Source organism: Maridesulfovibrio sp., from assembly GCF_963677005.1.
Taxonomy (GTDB): Bacteria; Desulfobacterota; Desulfovibrionia; order Desulfovibrionales; family Desulfovibrionaceae; genus Maridesulfovibrio.
This window is the reverse complement of sequence record NZ_OY781616.1, coordinates 693,733-718,833: the sequence shown is the minus strand read 5'-3', so window position 1 is coordinate 718,833 and position 25,101 is coordinate 693,733. Positions and strand designations below refer to the sequence as shown.

Genomic DNA, 25,101 nt, shown 5'->3' with positions numbered 1-25,101 from the left:
TTCCGGAGACCCTGCACACATAACGTTCCCTGAGCAAAAGCCCAGGAGGATAATGGCATGTCGCTAAAATTAAAATTGATCACGTTCTGTGTTGCAATAGGTTTGATCCCGCTGATCATAGTGGGATCATTCAGTGTAGAGCTTGCCTCAGACGCTCTTTCCGCCCAGGCTTTCGGACAGTTGGAATCCGTGCGGGACTCAAAAGACAAAAACCTGCATGACCTGGTAGAAAAATGGTTCAATGAAGTAACCCTGTTTTCAAACGTCAAGGAAATATACAATACAATCGGGCTGATCGGTGAATATGTCATGGATAATGAAATTCCCGGAAAAAGACTTGATGTGGACTCCGATGAGTACAAAGAACTGCACGGTTACGCTTCCGCTCCCTTCAAACCGTTCGTCACAACGTTGGGATATGATGATGCACTGCTCATAAATGATTATGGAAGGGTTCTTTATACATTTAAAAAAGGAAATGATCTCGGAGCGGACCTCAAAAAAGGAAAATATAAAAACTCCAGTCTGGCAAGAGCCTTCAGAAAAGCGGTGAAGGGAGAAGTTGTCTTTGCCGATTTCGAGCCCTACGCACCCCTGAACAATGAACCGGCAGCATTCGTATGCGCCCCTGTTCATTCTCACGCCGGGGATATTCAGGGGGTCGTTGCCCTGCGCATTCCATTGAAGGAAATAAATTCCATCATGACTCTCAGAAGCGGCATGGGCAAAACAGGCGAATCATATCTTGTCGGTGCGGATTTTCTTATGCGTTCGGACTCCGAGCTCTACCCGCTTTTCCGTTCCGTAAAAACCTCCTTTTCAAATCCAAAGAAAGGAATGGTCAAATCCCAGGCAGTACAGTTGGCCCTGGAGGGTAAAACCGGCACAGCGATTATGCCGGGTAAAGACGGCGAAAAAATGCTCACAGCATACACGCCGATTCAAATCGGAAAAGCAAGATGGGCCTTGATCTCGGAAATCAAAGAACAGGAGGCCTTTCTGGCTGTCAGCAGCCTCAGGCTTGCCGCATTGATAATTTCAGCATTGACCGCAATAATAGTTGTTGTCACCACCCTGTTTTTCCTTAACAAAGCCATAATCAGGCCTATCAGGAACATAGAAGAATTTGTCAGCAGCATTGCCGCAGGCGACTTCAAGGCCGAACTGCAGGGTAAATTCAAAAGTGAAATAAAAAAACTTGCAGACGGGATACAGGTCATGGTCGGAGAGCTCAAAAACAAACTGGGGTTCTCTCAGGGAATGCTGGACGGCATGACTGTCCCGTGCCTTATTTCCGATACCGATGCCAAAATATCCTATCTCAACGAAGCGCTCTGCGAACTGCTTGAAAGCGGAACTTCCTGTCAGAACTGGGTGGGCAGACCGGTCAAGGAACTGCTGCAGGCCCCTCCGGGGCAGCGTGGAATCCTGACCACATGTCTGGAAGATAAAGTCCCGGTTTTAAATGTGGAACGGCGCTGGAAAACCCTCAAAGGCAATTACAGGGATGTCCGCATAGACGCGGCCCCCTTGTACGATCTTGACGGACAACTGATCGGCGGATTCGCCATAGTTATGGACCTGACCGGCATAAAAGCCAATGAAGCCAAAATAAGCGATCAGAACAGGGTCATGGTGGAAATAACGGAAAAGGCAAGGACCATCTCCCGTTACCTTACCAACGGAGCCTCGGAAATAGAAGCCAAAGTGGAACAGGTTTCAGACAATACCCACCGTCAGTTCGACCGCATTGAATCATCGTCCCAGGCCATTACGGAAATGAACCAGAGCCTCATGCATTCTGCTGCCAATGCCGAAACAGCGGCCAGACAGGCTCTGGACACCCGTGCCAAGGCAGAAAACGGAATGGAAACAATGACGGAAACCAGCATTGCCATAAACCAGCTGCAATCGCTCTCGGACGTGGTCAAGGAAAACATGAGCACGCTCGGAAAGCACAGCGAGTCTATCGGCGGCATAATCGGGGTTATCAACGACATTGCGGACCAGACCAACCTGCTGGCGCTCAATGCCGCAATTGAAGCCGCCCGAGCCGGAGAAGCAGGACGCGGATTCGCCGTTGTTGCGGACGAAGTGCGCAAATTGGCCGAGAAAACCATGCAGTCAACCCGGGAAGTGGAAAGTGCAATCAAAAGCATCCAGAGTTCTGCCAAAGCCAACATAGAAAATACGGACATGACGGTTCAGGCGGTTGAACACGCCAGCGGACTTGTGCGGCAGTCGGTAGGAGCCTTCAAGGAAATCTCGGAAATGTCGGGAGATACCGCGGCTGAAATTCAGCGCATAGCAGATGCAACAGACCATCAGTCCTCTGCTCATGATCAGATTCACTCATCAGTCGAAGACCTGAAAATGCTGGCAGGCAACACAAGAGACGATATGCGCGACTCTGCGGACTCGATCACCAGTCTGGCAAGAACCGCACAGGAACTGGAAAAACTCATCGAAACCCTGAGCTCCGCCGGTGGACTGTAAAACCGGACACCGACTACAGTAAAATAGATAAAATACGGCTATTGTCCCAGCTAAAGCCAAAAGCAATTAATAGACTGAATTCGATGCGCTTCGCGCTTTTGTTAATTTGATTTCGCCACCGGCGGCCAAAGGGGATAATCCCCTTTGGAAACCCTAATTGTTTAACATGCCTGCATAAGGGCAATAAAAACATAAACAGAACTCCCTGTACCGCTAGCGGTACAGGGAGTTCTTTGATTAAATATCAAGACATAAATACGTCAGGAAGCCATGCTCTCCATAACCCGCTCCAGCCGTGCGGCTTCACTTTCCAGCACTTCGTCATCAAGTTTGCTGTCGGTTACATAAAATGGAACCCCAAGATTGACCCTGCAGCGAAAGAACGGTTTAGGAAGCTCAAAACGATCCCAGGAACGACTGAAGACAAACGGAGCAGACGGCATGGCCCGCATGGGGATAATGGCGGCCCCGGTTTTCTGGGCTATAGCCAGAATTCCGGGCTTGACCTTATGCCTCGGTCCTTTCGGACCGTCCATGGTAATGGCTCCGATTTTCCCGTCCCGGCGCATGATGCGGGCAACACCGAGCATGGCCTTCAAACCGCCTCTGGTGGAGGAACCGCGCGCTACTTCGTAGCCTATTCTTTCCAGAACATCAGTAATGATCTGACCGTCCTTGCTGTCGCTGGCCATGGTTACCAGCGGCAGTTTCTTGAGGTATCCGAGACCTATCAGGCTGAACAACTCGTTGTGCCACAAGGCCAGCATGACCGGATGTTTTTTGTCCACAAGCCCGGTGATATTTTCATATCCCCGCACTTCAAAACGCATGGACTTCACCCAGCAGCGATACAGAAAAGCGGCCGGTGCCGCCAGTTTTCCGGGGTCGATCCTGATCTTCATTACTTCTGGGTATCCTGAAACTGCATGTTGTAAAGTTTCTGGTATAAACTCGATGTTTCGAGCAGTTCCCGATGAGTACCTCTATCCACGATACGTCCTTTTTCCATAACCAGAATCATATCGGCGGAAAGAACGGTAGAAAGCCTGTGAGCAATGACTATGCTGGTGCGGTCCTTCATCAGGTTTTCGAGGGCCAGTTGCACGATCCTTTCTGCTTCGGTATCCAGAGCACTTGTGGCTTCATCCAGAATAAGGAGCGAGGGGTTCTTGAGCAGTGCCCGCGCAATGGTCAGACGTTGCTTCTGACCGCCGGAAAGCCTTACTCCGCGCTCCCCGACCATTGTCTCATAACCTTCGGGCAGCTTTTCTATGAAATCGTGTGCAAAGGCTGTGTCTGCGGCCTTCTTTACACTTTCAAATGAAGAACTGCTGTCAACATAGGCGATGTTCTCACGCACAGTGGCATTGAACAGAAACGTATCCTGTGAAACCATTCCTATATTCAAGCGCAACGACTTAAGCGAATACTCGTTCAGAGGTTTTCCGTTAAGAGTTATGCTGCCATTCCGGCTGTCGTAAAATCTGGGAATGAGGTTGACCAGAGTTGTCTTGCCCGATCCGCTGTGACCGACAATTGCCACCTTCTGGCCTGCGTTCACCACAAGGTTGATGTCCTCAAGGACCGGCTGTTCCGAAGAAGGATATTTGAATGTAAGGTTGTTGATCTCAAGGCTGCGGAAGGGAAGTTCAAGCTCAAGGTTTCCGCCCTTTTCGGTATTTATCTCCTCTGAATCAAGAATTTCGAAAACCCTCTCCGCACCGGCAAAAGCACGCTGAATGGTCAGGTTGGCGTTATTGATTTTCTTGACCGGCTCATACAGCATGATCAGTGCGGCGATAAACGAAAAGAAGGTACCCGGAGTGGAATGCCCTTCAATGACTTCCTTACCGCCGTACCAGAGCACCAACCCGATACCGAAGGCTCCGACTATTTCCATCACCCGTGAGGACAGTTCCGAATGCAGCACCTGCTTTATGGCAATCTTCACCAGACGACCGTTTTCTTCTTCGAACCGCCCGGATTCACGCTTCTCGTTGGCAAAGGCCTTGATGACCTTTACACCGCTGAAAGACTCCTGCAAAAGCGCGTTTATATCTGAAATTTTGACCTGATTCTTGCGCCCGAGCTTGCGCAGTTTTCTGCCGAAATAAAAAAACGGAAAAATAGCCAGTGGCAGAACCAGAACCGCAAAAAAGGCCAGATACGGATCGCGGTAAAAAACCAGCCCGATCAGCCCGATAATGGTCACAACCTCCCTGATCATCATGATGAACGAAGGAAGGCTCTGCCGAATTTCCATGACATCGTTTAGAATTCTGGACATAAGCATGCCGACCTGGCTTTCTTCGAAAAAGCCCATGGGCAGACAGATGATCTTTTCGAACAGATCGTTGCGCAATTTTTCCAGAACCAGCAACCCGGCGGTATTCATGAGATAAGTCTGTAAAAACCTGAATACACCCTTGATAAGCATAACCAGCACAAAGGCTACCGGCACGATCATCAATGCTTCACGATCCTTGTTTATAAAAATATCGTCCATGGCGGGCTGAATCAGATATGCTGTGGCGGCCGTAGCGGCTGCAACAACCGCCATGGAAACAAATGCTATGAATATCCTGAACTTGTAGGGAGAGAAATAAGACAGACATCTCCACATAAGATGCTTGTTTTTCAAATAGTTATATTTTTCGCCTTTAGGCAAGATATACTCCTTATTTATGTCTTCAAGCTGATTGCGTCTTTTCCTTACTTCTCATTTGGTTTCACCGCAAGCAACTATTAGCTTAGGATAGACGGTAGCTATCAATCAAACTTTTATAGATTTTGTTTATCAATTTGACCGCACCGTCCGCACTGTGATTCTAATCGTGACAGGAGGACATACAAATGTCAGTAAAACTCGATTGCAAGGGGCTGCCCTGTCCGCAGCCGGTGCTAAAATGCAAGAATGCAATAGAATCCGAACACCCTGATTCCATAGAAGTCACAGTTGATAACGAAGCGGCCAGACAAAATGTTTCCCGCTTTATGGGAACCAAAGGCTACGAAGTTGAATCCGTACAGGACGGAGCCCTGTTCATTGTCAGCGGCAAGCTGTCGGGTTCTGCGGATACTCCCGCAGAATGCGAAGAATGCGTCATAATGAGTGACGAAGAACTTTCGAAAATCGGCAGCAAGACCCTGGTCTTCATCGACAGTGAGTTTCTGGGAAAAGGCGATGACGAACTCGGCGGCAAACTGATGTTCAATTTTATCGCAACCCTTTCGGAGCTGGGCGAAGACCTGTGGCGAATCATCATGGTCAACGGCGCGGTTAAACTGGCAGCCGAAGGCAACCCCTGCCTTGAAAAACTGCAGGAACTGGAAAAATCCGGTGTATCCATTCTTGTCTGCGGCACCTGTCTCGACCACTTCAACCTGCTTGAACAAAAACAGGTCGGTGAAACCACAAACATGCTCGACGTTGTCACTTCCCTCCAGCTTGCCAGCAAAGTAATTAAAGCTTAAAGACCCTCACAAGGGCTACCTGAAATATATCGCACGCCGGAAGGGTCGGCCTTCCGGCGTTATTTTTTAGTGTTTTTCGCGTTTATACAAAAATCATCTTTCGCCCAATGCAACCGAAGTGTAACATCCGTATATGCTCACCCGCTGAAACGCGAAATATTCCATAAATTTTAATCAACTACCGGAACTATGGCAGAAAAAACAACCGTCCGTCTAAACAAATTCATAGCCTCGGCAGGAATCGCTTCCCGCAGGGGAGCGGATGAACTGGTCCAGCAGGGAAAAGTAACCGTTAACGGAACATTGGCTGATTCCCCGGGAATACAGGTGGATCCCGACCATGACAAGGTCGAGGTCAACGGCACTTTGGTCAAGAACGACAGCAGCTCAGGAGACGTTTACATCATCCTGCATAAGCCGGTTGAGGTCGTTACCACTGCCAAAGACCCTCAGGGACGCAAGACTGTCATGGACCTGCTCCCGCCGGAACTGATCAGGAAAAGAGTCTTTTCGGTCGGCAGACTGGATTTCTATTCGGAAGGGCTGCTTCTGCTCACAACGGACGGCGAACTCTGCAACCGGATGACTCACCCTTCCTGGCACCTTCCCAAAGTCTACCGCGTGACAATACGAGGTAGCCTGAGCCAGAATGAAATATCGATCATGAAAGCCGGAATGTGCCTTGAAAACGGAGAACTCCTTGCTCCGGTAAAAATCAGCAAGGCTGCGGAAGTCGGGGACACCACAACTTACGAGATGGTTCTGATCCAGGGCGTAAACCGCCAGATCCGGCGCATGTTCGGGGATTTTGATAAAACCATCCTGCGGCTGCAAAGGGTTCGTCAGGGTCGCCTTGAACTCGGCGGACTGAAACGCGGCAAATGGCGGGAACTAAGCAAAAAAGAACTCGCCGAACTGAAACAGGACCTGAAGATGAAATAAGTTTTATCTTCCCGTCCGGAGAGAAGAACGACAAAAGCCCCGCAGGAACAAAACTTTCCTGCGGGGCTTTTGTATTGTGGCGTTTTGATTTCAGCCGGCTACCCGGCCGCAAACCAATCGATTCAGATTAAAAGAAATCCGGGTCAACGGCAGCCGGGCCGTTGGCAAGCATCACCTTGTAGAACCTGATCACCTTTTCATCCACCGGGACGATCGGAAACGTTTTTCTGCAGGCGTCACACTGAGCCATCGCCGGCTGAGTGGGGGCAATGTACGGAACCTCCCTGCCGCAATAGGGACAGGGGAACATGAAGATTATCTCCATCCCGCTCGGCTTTACCGGGGACAAAGGTTTATGGCTTTCGGACATTAACTGTTCTCCAACAGATTTTTACCGGTCATTTCTGCGGGAATCTCTATTCCCATGTGGGACAGAATGGTCGGGGCTATATCGCAGAGGGCTCCTTCAACAGGAGTTGTCCCCTTGAAGGATTCTCCGATAAATACCAGAGGAACCTTGTTGAGGCTGTGCGCAGTCTGCGGACCGCCGTTGGCATCAATCATTTCCTCGGCATTGCCGTGGTCGGCGGTAAGAAAAACCGAACCACCGAGTTTTGCAACAGCTTCCACTATCCTGCCCACGCAGCGATCAACTGTTTCACAGGCCTTGATCGCAGCCGGAATTATGCCGGAATGGCCGACCATATCCAGATTGGCGAGGTTGCAGATGCACATGGGATATTCCGGAAGAGCGGCTATGAGTTTATCAGTCACCTCTTCGGCACTCATCTGGGGTTTCTGGTCATAGGTGGCCACCTCACGCGGAGACGGGACCAGAATCCTGTCCTCATTGGGGAAAGGTTCCTCGCGCCCGCCGTTCATGAAGTAGGTCACGTGGGCATATTTCTCGGTTTCGGCAATGCGCAGCTGCTTCAAGCCTTTTCCGGAAACCACTTCACCGATGGGATTGACTATGGATAGCGGAGGAAACGCTGTTTCAAAAGGAAAATCGCCCTCATACTGAGTCATGGTCACGAAACCGCACAGAGCGGGAACCTTCGGGCGATCAAATTCTGTAAAATCGCTGAAAGCAAGAACCCGGCACAACTGGCGGGCACGATCCGCACGGAAGTTGAAGAAGAAAACACCGTCCCCGTCCTTGATCAGCCCGTCGACACCGGCAACCAGACGAGGTTTTATGAACTCGTCGGTTTCCCCGACGGCGTAAGCCTCTTCAATGCCTTTGACCGGATCGGAAATCTCGCCGCCTTCACCAAGCACCAGCGCCTTGTAGGAAAGTTCATTGCGCTCGTAATGCTTGTCGCGGTCCATGGAGTAATAACGGCCGGAAATGGAAGCGACCTTCCCTGCTCCGATCGCGGACATCCTGTCCTGCAACTGGCGCATGTAATCCTTTCCGCTTGTCGGCGAAGTATCGCGCCCGTCCATGAAGGCGTGCACGTAAATCTCCGGCACCCCGGCATCCCTGGCCACCTCGATCAGCGCGAACAGGTGATTGATGTGGGAGTGCACCCCGCCGTCGGAGAGAAGCCCCATATAATGCAGCCGTCCGCTGCCGGCCTTTACTTTATCCATAAGACCGGCAATGGCAGGATCAGCCGCCAGTTCCGATTTTTCAATGGCGATGTCGATACGGGTCATGTCCTGATATACAACGCGCCCGGCTCCGATGTTGGTATGCCCGACTTCCGAGTTGCCCATGAAGCCGTCCGGAAGACCCACCGCCCTGCCGGAGCATTTGAGCCGGGTATTCGGACAATCGGCCAGCAGTCCGTCAAGAACGGGCGTGTCGGCCAGAGTTACGGCGTTTCCTTTACCTGCGGGAGCAATACCCCAACCATCAAGAATCAGCAGCAGTGTCGGGGCTACGGGTTGTTGCGACATGTTTGCTTACCTATGCGCAGGATCATTCCTGCGGAGTTAAGTTTAGTTCCATTTCAGTCCCTTCAGACCAGAGACCTTCCACATTATAAAATTTACGGTTATCAGCCTGAAAAATATGCACGATGATATCGTTCAGATCGAGCAGGATCCAATCCCCGGACTTGTAGCCCTCCATACCGAGATACTCGATATTTTCCTCGGAAAGCTTTTCCAGAACAAAATCGGCAAGGGCCTGGGAATGTCTTATCCCCTTTGCTCCGGCCACCATCACTACTTCGGCGATGGGGCAGATGCCCTGCACGTCTACTGCTGTGATATCGTTTGCCTGTTTCTCATCCAGCCATTCAGCAACAAGCTGAACCTTGTCCTTAGTTGCGATCTGTTTGAACTTTTTAGCTTTGGTTTTCATTCTCTTTAAATAAATTATATTTAACCGGTCACTTCGAATTGAAGTCCCGCCCAGAAATTAAAAGCGGGCTTCCGGAAGGATAAAGGAAAAAATCCCTGTTCAGCAGCCGTCCGTCACGGCTGCAGGCAACATCCCTTCACACTGTGCCCACCGTACAACATGATTATATAGAGAATTTACGTCAGCTAGGCAATCAATGTATAAATGATTTCCCGCTGATTTTCAATTCCGAAAACAATTTTCGTTTAAGAACATATTCGATCCCGGTCAACGAAATTCTTGACTCCGGGAAGACTGCTGTGCAATAAACTCTGTCATGTTCAACCACGATTTTTTTACCTTTTTCTTTTTTTTCTTTTTCAAGACTGAAATATAGTCTGCTCGTGGTTATGGACATACGCACTGTTGAGAGTTTTCCGGGCCACGGGCAAACCCCGTGGCCTTTTTTATTAACAGCAAAAACCGGTACCGGAGATTAGATACCAGGAGGCGCGCAATGATCTTCGATGTTGAGAAAGAAACCATGCCGAGGGAAGAGCTTGAAGAGCTGCAGCTCAGAAGGCTCAAAAGTCTTTGTGAACGCGTTTACGCCAACGTTCCCTTCTACAACCGCAAATTCAAGGAACGCGGAATAGAGCCGGGAGACATCAAATCCCTGGCGGACATCAAAAGACTTCCCTTTACGGAAAAACAGGATCTGCGCAACCACTACCCCTTCGGACTGTTTGCCGTTTCCAAGGAAAACATCGTCCGTATCCACTCCTCCTCCGGGACTACAGGTAAAGCCACCGTTGTCGGGTACACCAAACGCGACATAGCCAACTGGGCAAATATGATGGCCCGTTCATTCGCCCTTGCCGGAGCCACTTCCGAAGACAGCATCCACAATGCATACGGCTACGGTCTCTTCACCGGCGGTCTCGGTGCCCATTACGGAGCGGAAGCTCTGGGCGCTACAATAATTCCAGTATCCGGCGGCGGAACCAGACGTCAGGTCATGCTGCTCAAGGATTTCGGGGCAACAGTAATCTGCTGTACCCCATCCTACGCTCTGTATCTCTATGAGACAGGCAAGGAAATGGGCATTGATTTCCGTGAACTGCCGCTCAAAATAGGCGTATTCGGTGCCGAACCCTGGACGGATTCCATGCGCAAGGACATTGAGGCCAAGCTGGATATCAAAGCCCTCGACATCTACGGACTGTCGGAAATAATGGGCCCCGGCGTGGCCATGGAATGTGCCGAAGCACAGGACGGACTGCACATAATGGAAGACCACTTCCTGCCGGAAGTAATCAATCCGGAAACAGGTGATCCTGTAGCTCCCGGTGAGGTCGGCGAACTGGTAATAACCACCCTGACCAAGGAAGGAATTCCGCTCATCCGCTACCGCACCCGCGACCTTACCAAACTTAACTACACTGCCTGCCGCTGCGGCAGAACATTCGCACGCATGCAGAGAATAACCGGCAGAAGCGATGATATGCTGATCATCCGCGGTGTAAACGTATTCCCGTCCCAGATCGAATCCATCATCATCGAGACCGAAGGACTTTCGCCTCATTACCAGCTAGTGGTTGAACGTGACGGCAACCTTGACATTCTTACTGTCAATGTTGAAATCGACGGGTCGGTATTCTCCGATGAAATTAAAAATTTACAGAGACTCGAAAGCAAGATACAAAGAAATATCAAAGAATTCCTTGGAGTAACCGCCCGCATCAAACTTGTGGAACCCAAGTCCATTGAGCGTTCGGCAGGTAAGGCCAAGAGAATTATTGATCTACGTAATCAGAACCAGTAGTTGAACCTATCAAAAGCGAGGAAACAACATGAAATGTGACCAGCTATCCATATTTCTCGAAAACCGCGCCGGAAGACTGGCCGAAGTAACCAGACTGCTCAGCGAAAACAAGGTAAATATCCGGGCCCTGTCTCTTGCCGATACTTCCGACTTCGGCATTCTCAGACTCATAGTCTCCGACTTTGAAAAAGCGCAGGCAGTGCTCAAGGAAGCAGGATTCACCGTAGGAAAGACTTCCGTTGTGGCCGTTGTTGTCAACGATCAGCCCGGCGGACTGCACAACCTGCTGGAAATGCTGCGCGGATCGGGAATAAACGTAGAATACATGTATGCCTTTGTGCATCAGTCCGGCAGCAACGCGGTTATCATATTCCGCTTTGACCGCACCGACCAGGCAATCGAACTGCTCACTGCGAAAAACATTAAAATGATCCCCAGCGACGAGCTCTGCCAACTTTAAGAAAACGAGCTCTGCCAGCTTTAAGAAAACGAGCTATCCGGGAAGACTTCCGGCGCGCTCTAACTCTCCAAGAAAATACTGCAGGCAGCTCAATGCACCCTGACGAAAAAACGGCTGAAGCTTATATAAGTTTCAGCCGTTTTCTTTGCTGCAACACAGAGCTTACTTCTTCGAGAATATACCCGACGGCAAAAACACATCAACGGTCTGTCGACAGCCTTGCGCCCCCGGAACACTCTCTTTACTTGACGGCAAGTCTAACAATTTCCCGACAGAAAGCCGGAAGATCATCGGGCTTACGGGACGAAACCTGATTCCGGTCGACCACAACCTCCTCATCGACCCATGTGGCTCCTGCATTGACAAGATCGTCCTTGATGCCGGGAGTGGAGGTGCAGGTAAAACCTTTCATTATGCCGGCGGAAATAGGAATCCAGCCACCGTGGCAGATATGCGCGACAACCTTGCCTGCCTCATGTATATCCCGTGTGAGCTGCAGGACCTTGGGATCACGCCGAAGCTTGTCCGGAGCAAAGCCTCCTGCGATCACAAGAAGATCGAAATCCTCCGCCTGCTGATCCGCAATAGCTGCCGTGGAACGGAAAGGATATCCGTTCTTGCCCTTGTAGACCACACCGGCCTCAGGACCGGCAACGACAACTTCTGCTCCTTCCTCGATCAGCCGATAATAAGGGTACAGAAGTTCCATGTCCTCGAAAACATGATCCACAAACATCAATACTCGAAGTCCTTTCATTTTCATCCGAACCTCCATTCAATTCTAATAACCGGAGAACATCCGTGGTTGCCGAGACGTTGTCCTGATTTTCCATAAAACTTAAATTTGCGAATCAGACACTCAGCTGTTAAATTATTAATAAGCTTAGCTTACTGCCCGCCTAAATACTTATCACGAATAAAAGACTTCAAAAAAAGAATATGCTGCAGCATGTAACGCTCAGCACTCTTTTTATCTCTTCCTGTAATAGCATCCAAAATTTTAAAATGGTGTTGATCTATTATTTTAAGATTGTGCGGTTCTTCATAAAGTAATTCATGCAGTGTGCTTATACTGTGAAACATATAGTCGTAGAAACGTCGTATCAAGTCAATATGAACAAGATTATGTGAAGCAAATGCAATTCCCATATGAAATTTAATATCGGCTTCCTGCGCTTTCTTTTTGTCCGGACGTCCCATGGTCAGTTCATTCAGGGCCTCTTTCATATATTGGACATCCCGCATATCCGCCCTTTCTACAGCAAGCCCGACTCCATATGTTTCCAATCCGAGCCGAACTTCCAAAAGTTCATCCAACGAAGACTTCTGTGGAGTAATGACGGCGGAAAACAGATTAGTGCTGTTTTGTATTTCGAACGGCATTACATAGAATTCATTGTTTTTCCGTTCTTCCAGAAAACCAGCTTCGACCAGCAGACTTATTGCCTCGTCAACGGATTGCAATGACACTTCCATTAATTCTGCAATTCTATCCGCGCCAATAAGCAGTTCACCCGGTTTCAATTCTCCTCGATAAATATTCTCACGCAGAAGGCTGAAAACATAGTCTGATTCGGATCTGCCATTCTCTTCCTGCAAACCGACATTCGGAGCAGAATGCTGTGTCATTCCAGCCCGTACCGAATCAGTCCGTACGGATGATGGAGTAGATGGACTTTTCAGATAAAAGGAATGTTGCACACCTGTTAAATCAATTCTGTGGACTAAATCATCATGGGCTAACTTGAACCGCAAAGACTCACGAATAACCTCACTTTCATCCAGATACTGGCCTGTAGCGACTTTCTTTCTGATTATTTCTTCAAGTTCCGGAGTCAAAGAAATCTTCATAGTTACCCACCATTGAAAGTAGAATAAAATAGATTCAGTTAAAATGAAGCATAACCTGTTCTATTTCAGCAGCACATCATACTTAACACCGAAAATGTTACATATTAAATGTGAGCTATAAAATCAAAAACAACAAGGGCAATGTAAAAAAAGACAATACCATGCCTGTACTTACGGTGGCCGCAGCCAACTCCGGAAGCAGACCGACTGCTATAGCCAGTGCTCCTGATGTAACCATTGGCGGCATTCCTGCCTCGAAAATAGACACTTTTACAGAAAGACCCGTAATTCCGACAAGATTGCATCCAATAAGTGCTACACCCGGTGCTACTATCAACTTGACGGCCAAGCCGAAAAGCAAAGGACAGATTACACCAGGACTTAAACGGATTTTAAGCTGAAAACCGATTGCGATCATTACCAATGGAGTAAGTATTCCGGACAAATTATTCAAAAGAACAGCGATTAATTCCGGATATTGCCTTGAATGCATTGCAAGACCGACGATCAATGCCAGGGTTGGAGGAAAAAGGATTGATTTTATAACAATCTGCCGGAATTTCAATTTCGATCTATTGCTGTATATGGATAAAACAACAGAACCATAAACAGCAAAAATTAACATTGTTCCTAACTGATCATAAACTATCAGATGAGGAATGCCTGCCTCCCCGAAGAAAGCCGTAACCATGGGGACCCCCATGAAGGCGGTATTCCCAATTGGAACTACAAGCAAAAGAACAGCGGAGGCTTCCTTAGACCACCTGAAAACCTTTTCTCCCCATAACACCAGCAATACTGAAATAATCAGCATAAGCCATGGGATTGTCGCAGGGATAACCATTTCACGCGAAAAATGGAGAGTTGGGATCTTAAGAAGAATTACAGCCGGCAATGCCGCATATAGAGCAACCATATTGAGTACTTGCGGAGTCTGTTCCGGGAAGGATTTAAAACGTTTGAAAACAGCTCCCAACCCAACAAACAGACTGATAATAAAAAATTTTTCCATATTCAGATGTCCCGAAAATTAAGTGGTCAATTGATTTCAGAAAAGTTAGATAAACAAAAATAATCAGTCAACGCGAATTGTTACGCATCAGATGTGCATAAATGCAAAGCGGACACAGATATAAAGGGGAAAGTTTTGAAATGAACTGGAATGATATTCAATTTTTTCTTTCAGTAAGCAGAAATAATTCATTTGTTGCAGCCGCAAAACAGCTTCAGGTTACTCACAGCACGGTATCGCGGAGAATATCTGCATTAGAAAAAGCGCTGGAGGTAGATCTATTCGCCAGAACAGAAAGAGGATGTATTCTGACTCCGGCGGGAGAAAAAATGATTCCCTTTGCAGAGGAATTTGAACGCTCAGCGCTGAAATTCAAGGAACATATTTCCGTAAACAGCCAGCAATTGACCGGGAAAATACGCATAGGAACTCCTGACGGCCTGGGTAACTGCTACCTTGCTTCAGAGCTTAAGGCTTTGCAGGAAAAAAATCCGTTGCTGGAGGTGGAGCTTGTATCTGTCCCTATTTATTACAGCCTGTCCAAAAGAGAAGTAGACATATTGATAACGGTGACAAGGCCTACAGCAAAACGAATCATGGTTGAAAAAATCATAAGTTATAAATTCGGATTGTTTGCAAGCATAGAGTATCTGAAAAGCACACCGGCTATACAGGATGTTGCAGACCTTAATGAACACCGGCTTATCGGGTATATAGATGACCTTCTGTACGACCAGCGACTGAGATTTTTAGAGGAAATATTCCCTGCTGCCAGAACTGTTTTTCGCAGTTCAACCGTGCTGGGTCAAATGAGTGCGATAAAGGCCGGAGCGGGTATCGGGGTCCTGCCTTTTTTCATGATTCAGACTGAATCCGACCTTGTCCGGATTCTGCCTGACAAATACGTTGAAAGGGAGTTCTGGATACAGGTCAACCCTGATTCAAGTAAGTTGACACGAGTCAAAGAGACAATTGATTTTATTTTAAACATTATGCGTGGGGACGATAAGATTTTTAACTCGCTATAAATTCAACCAAAGAGAATCAATCCCGTTCAATATTAAAATCTGATTCCTTTCTCCTCTTGAAGGCTGAAAAGCTATAGAAATAGATTTTGTTTTACATTATAAAGAAGGGATGAACGCTCAAGAAGTTATCAACAAAGATTGGCTTGCTACCATGTCCGCGACAAAAAAAGATTTTCTCATTAAACTTTTTAATGTTTTTTTGCGCGATGAACCTGCCCGGGTCCACAAGATCAGAGCAGCCCTGGAATCCGAAGAAATGGACGAACTGAAATATCTGGCCCATTCTCTCAAAGGAGCAGCCGCCACCATGGGGGCCGACCGGGTCCGGGAGGCATGCCTCAGACTTGAGTACAGCGCCCGTGACGGCAACAGGGAAGAGTCAATGCAGAACCTGCTCCTGCTTGAAGACGAAATGAAACAAGTCTACGATTTCATGAGCAAGTATGTAAACTGACCCCCTTTCAAAAAATTACCTGCGCGCAGATCCACGCCACACATCAGACCAGAACTGAAGTACCTATCGTAATCACCTTTTCGGCCGGAATTTTTAAATAATTCAAAGGCTCTTCAGCCACGGCATTAAGCTTGATAAACAATCTTCTTCTGAACCGGGATCTATTGTTATTCTCATTGAACCGGAACAGAACCTGACCCACATAAAAATAGCTGTCTGCACTGCTTATACCGATCTGGTTCCAGGACTGCACCAGTGCAAGCGATAGATTCGGTTTTTCCATAAAACCGTAATTAACAGTCAACCACCATATATTCTTATCAATATTTTTTACGACAATACGTTTATGCGGGTCCAGAAAAGGCTCGCTTGAAGTTCTTACGCGCAGAAAAACAAGCTTCTCATGCACCACCCTGTTATTACGCAGGTGCTGCAGAAAGGCATGCGGAACAAAGTCCGATGCAGTCATGAAAACAGCTTCACCGGGAACCTTGGCCAGCATATATTTTTCTATTTCAGACTCAAGATCACGAACTTCAAGTCCTCGTAACCGCAGGTTCTCGCGCATACGCGCACGTCCCCATATCCACACATACATGGCGTAGGAAATGATTCCCGCAAGGGCAATGGGGAACCATCCGCCACCGGAAATTTTTGTAAAATTGACTACGAAAAAGCCGATATCGAACACGGCAAAAAATCCTGTAAGAACGGCGGCGGCAAAAACAGGCCACTTTCGTTCGCGCAGATAAAACCAGAAAAGATATGTTGTAATGACCATGGTCCCGGTAATGGCAATGCCGTATGCCCCGGCAAGATGCTCGGACCCTTTGAACAGAATAACCAGCAGAATACACAGCACAGCCATTATCCAGTTAACTGAACGCACATAAACCTGCCCGGGATTGTCCTCGGATGTCTGGACAATGCGGATGCGCGGAATGAATCCCAGATGCACAGCCTGGGCAGTAAGCGAAAAAGCCCCGGAAATTATGGCCTGAGAAGCAATTATTGCCGCCAGCGTAGCCAGACCGACCATGGGCAGCATAAGATATTTAGGGAAAAGGCTGAAAAACGGATTGATTATCGTTTCCGGACGGGCTGTGAGAATTGCCCCCTGTCCCAGATAATTAAGCAGCAGGCTTGGAAGGGCAACAAGATACCAGGACACCGTGATCGGCTTGCGGCCGAAATGTCCCATATCGGCAAAAAGGGCCTCCCCTCCGGTTACACAAAGAACCACCGCCCCAAGCACCATGCATCCGGCCAGCCCGTTATCCGCGAAAAAACGTACCGCATAGTAAGGACTGAAGGCCTGCAAAACCTCCGGATTGTGGCTCGCAGCAAGAAACCCGTAAACCCCTGTCAACGAGAACCAGACAAGCATAACCGGACCGAACAGCTTGCCGATCCTGTCCGTTCCGCTGCTCTGAAAGGCAAAAAGGCCCAGAAGTATGGCGCAGGAAATGTGTGTGGTATAAGCATGGGCCGCCGTTGTGGCCACATCCAGCCCTTCCACTGCGGAAAGGACGGAGATGGCCGGAGTTATCACTCCGTCTCCGTAAAGCAACGCCCCGCCTATCATAGCGGCAATCAGCATAAAGGACAGGGACCGGCATTTGCTTTTGGTGCAGACCAGTTCATACAGAGCGAAAATCCCCCCCTCCCCTTCATTATCTGCAGCCATGACGAAGGTTACATATTTCAAACAGATAACGATCAGTAAAGACCAGATAATGAGCGAAAGCACTCCAAGAACATTGGCCGGATTGAGAGGGATGGCGTGATGCCCGCTGAAACAGGCCTTCATGGCGTACAACGGACTGGTACCGATATCTCCGAAAACAACCCCTAGAGCACCAAGGGCCAGTTTGATCTGTCTTTTTTCCGAATCTATCTTCTTCATAACAGGATTATCCCTCACGAGGTTGTTCCCTAACTCCGCACAAAACACATTTAATAAACTGAATTTGATGCGCCTCGAGCTTTTGATAATTTGATTTCGTCTCCGACGGCCAAAGGGGATAATCAATCTCTGCTCTCCACATCCCTAAGACTTGAAGCAAAGCATCTCGCCTAAGGGCTGATGGGCCTTTGGACTCCCTGATAATTTAAAATTGCTGCATTGAAAGTCGTCACTAAAATCAAAAATTTGCAGAACTAAGGCAATAACCATATTACGAAATATCCAGACTAAACATCCTTGAAGGCTTCATAAATCTGCCGCGCACGTTTTTTACCTATGCCCGTAATCCCGGCCAATTCTTCCTCTGTGGCGGCTTTCATCCTGTCCACGGCCCCGAAGGCATCCCAAAGCAGCCGGGCAGTTTTCGGCCCTATTCCCGGAAGAGAAAGGACCTCACTCTGCAACACTTTCTTTTTCCGTGACTTGCGCTGCCTGCCGATTACGAACCTGTGCGCCTCATCCCGCACGCGTTGCAGAAACAGAAGTTCGGGACTGCCACCCTTGAGCGGGAGATGATTCTTGCGTCCGGGCAGAAAAATCCGGTCTTCAAGCTCACCTGCCTTACGGGTCGGGCCTTTGGCTATGGAGGCAAATTGCGGTATCGGTCCCTCTTCTTTCCAGTTATCGGCAAAAGCCTTTTCAACAGAAGCCAGTTGTCCCCTGCCGCCATCAATCAATATAAGGTCGGCCCATGGCGGTCCGGATTCTATCCGCCTGACAACCCAGCTGTACAGAGCGGCGTAATCATCGGAGGAATGTTCCAATTCCGGAAAGGAATAGGTCCGGTACTGCGACTTTTCCGCCCCGGCCTCTTCGTAAACAACCATGCCGACACGCATGCCTTCCCCGCCAAGATGCGAGGCATCAATACATTCGATACGATTCGGTAGCCCCTGAAGATGCAGTTTGGCCGCCAGAACATCAAGAATCGAATCATTCTTTTTCTCCCTCGCCCCGATGGCCGCATTCTTCCGGGCGATTTCAAGAAGTCGTTTTTCCTCTCCGGTATGGGCGGTTACAATGCGCACAGGAGTCCGGCTCCTATCCGAAAGAATCTCGGCGGAACCGTCCATATCAAACTCGAACGGAACAATCAGCCGGGTAGGAATGAATTTCGTAGCGGTGTAAAACTGGGCAATGAAACTCTGCAGAATTTCCTCCCCGTCTTCAAGACTAAGTCCGGGCCAGAAAAAATTTTTCTTGTCCAGAAGCCGCCCCCTGCGCACGAAGAGAAGCCCCAGAGCAACTCCGCGATCGGATTCGGACAAACCCAGGACATCAATATCCGTCCTTTCTCCAAGGACAACCGACTGCTTTTCGACAGTCTTGGTCACGGCTTTGATCTGATCCCGAAAAACTGCGGCCCGTTCATACTCCAATGCGGCAGCAGCGGTGTCCATTTCTTTTCGTAAAAAAGCCAGCAGGTCCCCGGCTCTTCCCGAAAGGAGCATCTCCACCTTGCGAACCATGCCCATGTATTCATCATGGGGAATAACATTGACGCAGGGCCCAAGGCACTGCTTCATATCATGATAGAGACAGGGCCGGACCCTATTCTTAAAAGCCGAGTCCGAACACTTGCGCAGCGGAAAGACCTTGCCCAGCAGTTTCCAGGTTTCTCGCGCATAGTAGCTGGATGTATAAGGACCGAAATACACCGAGCCGTCCCTGACTACCTTTCTGGTCAATCGCAGACGCGGGTACTCGGATTTTTTATCCAATTGAAAAAGCACATACTGTTTATCATCGCGCAGGACGACATTATACCGGGGCCGGTGCTTTTTGATCAGACTTGCTTCAAGCAGCAGGGCTTCTTTCTCTGTCGCAGTCACCATTGTATCAATAGCCCTGATTTTCGAGACAAGCACCCTGGTTTTAGGCGTGTGTTTCTGAACAGCCCGAAAATAGGACGAAAGCCTTCGACGCAGATCTCTGGCTTTTCCTACATATATAATCCGGCCAAGAGTATCCTTCATAAGGTACACTCCGGGAGATGTCGGGTAATCGGCACTGACAAATTCAAAATTCATGACAAAAACATCCGTAAAAAAATTTAAACCGGGCTGCATAACCCTTTTTACGGGATATATCCGAGCAAAACCCTTGTCAACAAAGGACCACACTGTCCTTTGTTCTAAGTCTAAACATTTTCTATATTTTTAAAACAATCCGAGAGTAAAAAAAATTATACGGTAAAAAAAATTTAACCTCAGTCAAAAAAATGTAATTTTAAGCTTGCAATGCGATTAATGAACGGCTAGAAATGTCACTGAAGGTAGGCGTCAGGCAATATTGCCAAACAGTTATTCAGCAAAAGAAGGAATAATTAAATGAAAAAACTTACCATTCTTGCCATCCTGGCAACTCTGGTTCTGGGCTTCGCCGCTTCTGCTTCCGCAGTTGATCTGGAAGCTAAAGGCCAGTTCCAGTTCCAGATGAACATCATGGACAACAGCGACTTCCTTTCCGCCAAACACAACGGCAACCAGGAAGACGACCTGAACTTCTACTTCCGTGCTCGTACTCAGTTCCGTTTCATCGCAAACGAAAACCTGATGTCCGAATTGTATGTTGAATACAAAACCCGCGTAGGTGGTTCTGATTCCGATATGAGCTCCGGCTCCACTGACCGTGCTCTGGGCATCAAAAGAATGTTCCTGCAGTACCGTTTCCCCGGAACTGAAGTTCTGACCACCGCAGGTATCTTTTCCATCAACCTGCCCGGCGCTGCTTCCGGCAACATGGTTCTTGGTGACCTCGATGCAGGCGCACTGTTCGTAGAAACCCCGATCATCGACCAGCTCGGTCTGACCCTCGGTTACATCCGTGCATACGACAAGAACTCTACCGACAACGCTCACACCACCACCACTGCTATGGAATACGACGATGAAATCGATCTGTTCTACGCAGCTCTGCCCATCACCATCGATGGCATGGAAGCTACCCCGTACTTCATGTACGGCCTGATCGGCAAAGATTCCTACAACGAAGTTGCAGCCGACAAAGGCTTGACTGCTCCCGGTGCAACCAATTTCAACAAGAACCTTTCCGCATGGTGGCTTGGTACTTCCTTCTCCCTGACCATGTTCGATCCCATCGTTTTCAACGCTGATATCGTTTACGGTGCTATCGATGCCAACCAGAAACGCAATGACCGTTCCGGTCTGCTCTTCGACGCCGACCTCGCTTACACCGGTCTGGACTTCGTACAGCCCAAACTGATGTTCGCATACTCCACCGGTGAAGACGACAAAACCGACAACGGTTCCGAACGTCTGCCCTCCATCAACAATGACTGGGCAATGGGTACCACCTACTTCGGTGGTTCCGCTCTGACCTCTACTGACCTTGATGATCAGAACCAGGTCGGTTTCTGGACCATCGGTCTTGCTCTTGAAAACATCTCCTTCCTGGATAAACTGAGCCACGACCTGATCTTCCTGTACGGAAAGGGTACCAACGACAAAGACCTGATCCAGAACGCAGCCGCTGGCGGACTGACCAACATCAGTGCTGACGGCAAGTTCCTGACCACCAAAGACCAGTTCTTTGAAATCGACTTCAACACCAACTACCAGATCTACGACGAACTGGCAGCTATCGTTGAATTCGGTTACGTAGACGTTGACCTCGACAGAGGCGTTTGGGATTCTTACGACACTAACCGTGACGGCAAAGACGATCCCATGCTCAAGTTCGCAGTTGGTCTCGTTTACAAGTTCTAATAAATCTTAGAACATTAAAGTCCTGACGCCGGGGGCCGGAAGCAACTGCTTCCGGCCCTTTTTAGTTTACCGACAGCGCCCCCTATTCTTCTCGACTTTTGAAAAGCATTGCGCTAATGGACAAACACATCTTGAAAACTATTCTTCAGTTAACCATACATTTTTTTCACATCATTAAATGAAGGAAACTTCTATGCCTTGCAGAGACATCAATTACTCCGGCCAAAAAGACTGGAGCGAAGTAAAGGAATGGCTTGCCGGACGGGTCAACCCGGACAGCAAGGTGGCTTCCATTGTTCAGGAAATCCTGGCCGCAGTTAAATCCGAGGGAGACAAAGCCCTCGTGGACTACACCCGCAAATTCGACTGTCCTGAATTCAGCCGTGAAAAGCTCAAGGTTTCCACGGATCAGGCCAGGCTCGCCTACACCGAAGTCAAAACCAACGACCTGGAAATAATTGAAGAAGCTATTCGCAATGTTCGCAATTTTCACCGCAAGCAGTTGACAGAATCATGGTGGACGACAGGGGAAGACGGAACAATTCTGGGCCAGCTGATCCGACCGGTTGACCGTGTGGGACTGTATGTTCCCGGCGGCCAGGGAGGCGAAACCCCTCTTATCTCCAGCATGATAATGAATGCGGTTCCTGCTCAGGTGGCCGGGGTCAAAAGCATCGCGGTTATTTCACCGCCCCGTGCGGACGGAACACTGAACCCCTACATACTGGCTACGGCTCAGGAACTGGGGATAAATGAAATTTACGCCTGCGGTTCGGCATGGGCTATCGCCGCTCTGGCATATGGAACCGAAACCATTGCCCCGTGTGATGTTCTCGCAGGACCGGGGAACATATTTGTGGCTACCGCCAAAGCACAGTTGGTCGGCGAAGTCGGAATCGACATGATCGCCGGACCGAGCGAAGTGGCCATACTTGCAGACGAACACGCTGATCCGGTTTGGGTTGCCGCGGACCTGCTTTCACAGGCCGAACACGATCCTCTTGCAGCATCCATACTCATCACATGGGACGAAAATCTCGGCCCCAAGGTCAAGGAAGAGCTGAAAAAACAGGCCGCCTTGCTTCCAAGAGGCACAATTGCGCTCAAATCACTAGAAGACTGGGGAGCAATAGTCACCGTTCCCGATCGCGATACCGGAATCGAATTCGTCAACAACATGGCTCCCGAACACCTTGAACTGGCCTTTGAAGACCCCTGGAGCTCACTGGGACTCATCAAACATGCCGGTGCAATTTTCATGGGGCACTACACCCCTGAACCGGTCGGGGATTACTTTGCAGGCCCCAACCATGTGCTGCCGACTGTCGGCACAGCAAGGTTTTCATCCGCGCTTTCGGTGGAGACCTTTACTAAAAAGAGCAGCCTGATCTATACTGATCGGAATTATGTAAACCGCCACGGCGGCAAGATCGCGAGACTGGCCAGGCTCGAAGGACTCGAAGCCCACGCCCGCTCCATTGAAACACGTCTAAAATAAGAGGATACACTGATGTCCAAATCATATGTAATTGAAACTGATATCAAAGAACTGAAACTGCTCTCCCGCGGTAAAGTTCGCGACATTTACGAAGTTGAAGGCGATAAACTGCTTCTGGTCACCACGGACAGAATTTCCGCCTACGATGTGATCATGCCCGATCCCATTGAAGATAAAGGCAAAATACTCAACCAGATCACTCTGTTCTGGATGGACATGTTCAAGGACATCGTTCCCAACCACCTGATTGCTTCAGATGTGGAAGATTATCCCGAAGTGCTCCACAAGTACCGCGACCAGCTTGAAGGCCGCTCCGTTCTGGTCAAGAAGGCCCAGCCCCTGCCCATAGAGTGCATCGTGCGCGGCTACATCACCGGTTCCGGCTGGAAGGACTACCTTGCCACCGGAGAAGTGTCCGGCCATAAACTGCCTGCCGGTCTGCAGGAATCGGACATGCTTGAGCAGCCTCTTTTCACCCCGTCCACCAAAGCGGATCTGGGTGAGCACGATGAAAATATCACCGTTGACAAGGCCATGGAAATGCTCGGTTCCGATCTGCTTGAAAAAGTTCAGGACGTTACCCTGTCCATCTACCGCCGCGGACGTGATTACGCCCGTGAAAAAGGCATCATCATAGCAGATACCAAATTCGAATTCGGAATTGTTGACGGGGAACTGATTCTCATTGACGAAGTACTGACTCCGGACTCTTCGCGCTTCTGGCCCATGGAAGGCTACGAACCGGGGAAATCCCAACCCAGCTTCGACAAGCAGTATCTTCGCGACTGGCTGACTGAAATCAAATTCAACAAACAGCCTCCGGCACCGAAAATACCCGCTGATATCGCTGCCAGAACAAGACAGAAATACATGGAAGCGTTCACGCTCCTGACCGGGAAAGAACTCGGCTGATATCCATGTGCCAAATCCGCAACCCCGGCTGTCTGCTGATTGCGGACCCGCCCGCGCAAAGACTGATCATGAATTCTCAGGACGGTCCGGGCTTCGGGGGCGAGATGAATCTTTTTTTTACGGTTCATCCCGTCAACCTGAAAATATTGCGCAAACTATAACTATATTCTCCTTCCGGACTCTGCTGATTAATCGGCACTGGAAGGCATTATGAAGCGTTCTCCCTCGTTAGCGATGCATAAGGTATCGGAGGGAAATTCGGCAACAGTCACTACTTGGATGCCGGAACAGTACAGAATGACAAAACAAGGAGATACCAATGCTGCTGGAAGGAAAAAAAGCACTGATTTTCGGAGTTGCAAATGACAAAAGCATTGCCTACGGCATAGCCCAGCAATTCAAAGCGCACGGAGCCAGAGTGGCCTTCAGCTACGTCAACGAAGCAATTCAGAAACGTGTAGACCCCATCAGCGAGGAACTGGGCGGAGAGTTCACCTTCCAGTGTGATGTAAGCAGCGATGAAAGCGTTGCACAGTCCGCTGCCCTTGTAAAAGAAAAATGGGGAGATGCGGACATCCTTGTTCACTCCGTGGCATTCGCCAACCGTGATGACCTCAAAAACCGCTACATCGATACTTCCCGCGACGGCTTCCACCTTGCTCTGGACGTTTCGTCCTATTCTCTGGTCAGCCTCTGTCATGCCTACGAGCCTCTGCTCAAGCCCGGCTCATCAGTAATGGCCATGACATATCTGGGATCGACTAAGGCCATCACCAACTACAATGTAATGGGTGTGGCAAAAGCAGCCCTTGAAGCAAGCGTTCGCTATCTGGCCGTTGACATGGGCAAAAAGGACATCCGGGTAAACGCTCTGAGCGCCGGTCCCATAAAGACCCTGGCATCCTCGGGCATATCAGGTTTCAAGTCCATCTTCGCACATATCGAAGAACGCGCACCTCTCGGCCGCAACGTCACCACTGAAGACGTAGGCAAATCAGCTGTATACCTTGCTTCAGACCTTGCCAGCGGTGTAACCGGAGAAGTGCATTTCGTGGACAGCGGCTACAACACAACCGGTATTTAACTCGGCTGAACAGAAGCAGAACAGTCAGGCTAGCAACCCGTAGGACTCTACGTACGGAAAGACTTATTGCCCACTCAG

The 25,101-nt window shown here is 49.1% G+C and carries 21 protein-coding genes and 1 pseudogene; 12 read left to right on the top strand and 10 right to left on the bottom strand.

The window, feature by feature from the left end:
* Positions 1–57 precede the first annotated feature (57 nt).
* Positions 58–2,496 (top strand): methyl-accepting chemotaxis protein, encoded by a 2,439-nt coding sequence (locus ACKU4E_RS03255; RefSeq protein WP_320169654.1) that lies wholly within the window; start codon positions 58–60, stop codon positions 2,494–2,496.
* 260 nt (positions 2,497–2,756) lie between these two features.
* Here ACKU4E_RS03255 and ACKU4E_RS03250 read toward each other — a convergent pair whose 3' ends face one another.
* Positions 2,757–3,398, bottom strand: a complete 642-nt coding sequence (locus ACKU4E_RS03250; protein ID WP_320169653.1) for a lysophospholipid acyltransferase family protein — start codon at positions 3,396–3,398, stop codon at positions 2,757–2,759.
* Positions 3,398–5,119, bottom strand: coding sequence for an ABC transporter transmembrane domain-containing protein (locus ACKU4E_RS03245; protein ID WP_320172610.1), 1,722 nt, complete (start codon positions 5,117–5,119; stop codon positions 3,398–3,400). Before ACKU4E_RS03245 ends, ACKU4E_RS03250 begins: the two co-directional genes overlap by 1 nt.
* A 230-nt stretch (positions 5,120–5,349) precedes the next feature.
* On the opposite strand from ACKU4E_RS03245, the gene yedF reads away from it, so the two are divergent.
* Together yedF and ACKU4E_RS03235 are read left to right on the top strand one after the other, a co-directional pair.
* Positions 5,350–5,970, top strand: coding sequence for a sulfurtransferase-like selenium metabolism protein YedF (yedF, locus tag ACKU4E_RS03240; RefSeq protein ID WP_320169652.1), 621 nt, complete (start codon positions 5,350–5,352; stop codon positions 5,968–5,970).
* Between the two features lie 189 nt (positions 5,971–6,159).
* Positions 6,160–6,912, top strand: a complete 753-nt coding sequence (locus ACKU4E_RS03235; protein ID WP_320169651.1) for a pseudouridine synthase — start codon at positions 6,160–6,162, stop codon at positions 6,910–6,912.
* A 127-nt stretch (positions 6,913–7,039) separates the two neighbouring features.
* Here ACKU4E_RS03235 and ACKU4E_RS03230 read toward each other — a convergent pair whose 3' ends face one another.
* From ACKU4E_RS03230 to rsfS, 3 genes are read right to left on the bottom strand one after another with little or no spacing between them, the layout of a single operon-like run.
* The gene (locus tag ACKU4E_RS03230; protein ID WP_320169650.1) at positions 7,040–7,282 is read right to left on the bottom strand and encodes a hypothetical protein; all 243 of its coding nucleotides are present in this window, start codon (positions 7,280–7,282) and stop codon (positions 7,040–7,042) included.
* Complete coding sequence (gene gpmI / locus ACKU4E_RS03225; RefSeq protein WP_320169649.1) at positions 7,282–8,817, bottom strand: 2,3-bisphosphoglycerate-independent phosphoglycerate mutase; 1,536 nt, start codon at positions 8,815–8,817, stop codon at positions 7,282–7,284. The genes ACKU4E_RS03230 and gpmI overlap by 1 nt, the downstream gene beginning before the upstream one ends.
* A gap of 22 nt (positions 8,818–8,839) precedes the next feature.
* Positions 8,840–9,226 (bottom strand): ribosome silencing factor, encoded by a 387-nt coding sequence (rsfS, locus tag ACKU4E_RS03220; protein WP_320169648.1) that lies wholly within the window; start codon positions 9,224–9,226, stop codon positions 8,840–8,842.
* A 496-nt stretch (positions 9,227–9,722) separates the two neighbouring features.
* Here rsfS and ACKU4E_RS03215 point away from each other — a divergent pair, with 496 nt between their 5' ends.
* Both ACKU4E_RS03215 and ACKU4E_RS03210 read left to right on the top strand, forming a co-directional pair.
* Positions 9,723–11,030: a phenylacetate--CoA ligase gene (locus ACKU4E_RS03215; protein WP_320169647.1), complete on the top strand. Its 1,308-nt coding sequence runs from the start codon at positions 9,723–9,725 to the stop codon at positions 11,028–11,030.
* Between the two features lie 28 nt (positions 11,031–11,058).
* The gene (locus tag ACKU4E_RS03210) at positions 11,059–11,490 is read left to right on the top strand and encodes an ACT domain-containing protein (protein ID WP_320169646.1); all 432 of its coding nucleotides are present in this window, start codon (positions 11,059–11,061) and stop codon (positions 11,488–11,490) included.
* A 241-nt stretch (positions 11,491–11,731) separates the two neighbouring features.
* Here ACKU4E_RS03210 and ACKU4E_RS03205 read toward each other — a convergent pair whose 3' ends face one another.
* The 3 genes from ACKU4E_RS03205 to ACKU4E_RS03195 all read right to left on the bottom strand — a co-directional run bounded on the left by ACKU4E_RS03205 (position 11,732) and on the right by ACKU4E_RS03195 (position 14,353).
* A complete protein-coding gene (locus tag ACKU4E_RS03205; protein ID WP_320169645.1) occupies positions 11,732–12,253 on the bottom strand; it encodes a type 1 glutamine amidotransferase domain-containing protein in 522 nt (173 codons plus the stop codon).
* A gap of 125 nt (positions 12,254–12,378) precedes the next feature.
* The gene (locus ACKU4E_RS03200) at positions 12,379–13,341 is read right to left on the bottom strand and encodes an FCD domain-containing protein (RefSeq protein WP_320169644.1); all 963 of its coding nucleotides are present in this window, start codon (positions 13,339–13,341) and stop codon (positions 12,379–12,381) included.
* A gap of 115 nt (positions 13,342–13,456) precedes the next feature.
* Positions 13,457–14,353, bottom strand: a complete 897-nt coding sequence (locus tag ACKU4E_RS03195) for an AEC family transporter (protein ID WP_320169643.1) — start codon at positions 14,351–14,353, stop codon at positions 13,457–13,459.
* 101 nt (positions 14,354–14,454) lie between these two features.
* Between ACKU4E_RS03195 and ACKU4E_RS03190 the strand changes: the two are divergent.
* The 3 genes and pseudogenes from ACKU4E_RS03190 to ACKU4E_RS03180 form a co-directional block, all read left to right on the top strand.
* Positions 14,455–14,667 (top strand): annotated as a pseudogene (locus tag ACKU4E_RS03190) (LysR family transcriptional regulator); the annotation flags it as partial.
* Positions 14,668–14,682: 15 nt separating this feature from the next.
* Positions 14,683–15,381: a LysR substrate-binding domain-containing protein gene (locus tag ACKU4E_RS03185; RefSeq protein ID WP_320169642.1), complete on the top strand. Its 699-nt coding sequence runs from the start codon at positions 14,683–14,685 to the stop codon at positions 15,379–15,381.
* Between the two features lie 109 nt (positions 15,382–15,490).
* On the top strand, positions 15,491–15,835 hold the full coding sequence (locus ACKU4E_RS03180) for an Hpt domain-containing protein (RefSeq protein ID WP_320169641.1): 345 nt from the start codon (positions 15,491–15,493) through the stop codon (positions 15,833–15,835).
* Positions 15,836–15,878: 43 nt separating this feature from the next.
* On the opposite strand, the gene ACKU4E_RS03175 is transcribed toward ACKU4E_RS03180, so the two are convergent.
* Positions 15,879–17,741 (bottom strand): KUP/HAK/KT family potassium transporter, encoded by a 1,863-nt coding sequence (locus ACKU4E_RS03175; protein ID WP_320169640.1) that lies wholly within the window; start codon positions 17,739–17,741, stop codon positions 15,879–15,881.
* A gap of 287 nt (positions 17,742–18,028) precedes the next feature.
* Positions 18,029–19,831, bottom strand: a complete 1,803-nt coding sequence (gene uvrC, locus ACKU4E_RS03170) for an excinuclease ABC subunit UvrC (protein WP_320169639.1) — start codon at positions 19,829–19,831, stop codon at positions 18,029–18,031.
* A 300-nt stretch (positions 19,832–20,131) separates the two neighbouring features.
* On the opposite strand from uvrC, the gene ACKU4E_RS03165 reads away from it, so the two are divergent.
* The 4 genes from ACKU4E_RS03165 (at position 20,132) to ACKU4E_RS03150 (ending at position 25,023) form a co-directional block, all read left to right on the top strand.
* Positions 20,132–21,529: an outer membrane homotrimeric porin gene (locus tag ACKU4E_RS03165; protein ID WP_320169638.1), complete on the top strand. Its 1,398-nt coding sequence runs from the start codon at positions 20,132–20,134 to the stop codon at positions 21,527–21,529.
* 193 nt (positions 21,530–21,722) lie between these two features.
* Positions 21,723–23,027, top strand: coding sequence for a histidinol dehydrogenase (gene hisD, locus ACKU4E_RS03160; protein ID WP_320169637.1), 1,305 nt, complete (start codon positions 21,723–21,725; stop codon positions 23,025–23,027).
* A 12-nt stretch (positions 23,028–23,039) separates the two neighbouring features.
* Positions 23,040–23,939 carry a phosphoribosylaminoimidazolesuccinocarboxamide synthase gene (locus ACKU4E_RS03155; protein ID WP_320169636.1) on the top strand — a complete coding sequence of 300 codons (900 nt, stop codon included), beginning with the start codon at positions 23,040–23,042 and terminating at the stop codon, positions 23,937–23,939.
* A gap of 319 nt (positions 23,940–24,258) precedes the next feature.
* Positions 24,259–25,023 (top strand): enoyl-ACP reductase, encoded by a 765-nt coding sequence (locus ACKU4E_RS03150; protein WP_320169635.1) that lies wholly within the window; start codon positions 24,259–24,261, stop codon positions 25,021–25,023.
* The last annotated feature ends 78 nt before the right edge of the window (positions 25,024–25,101 follow it).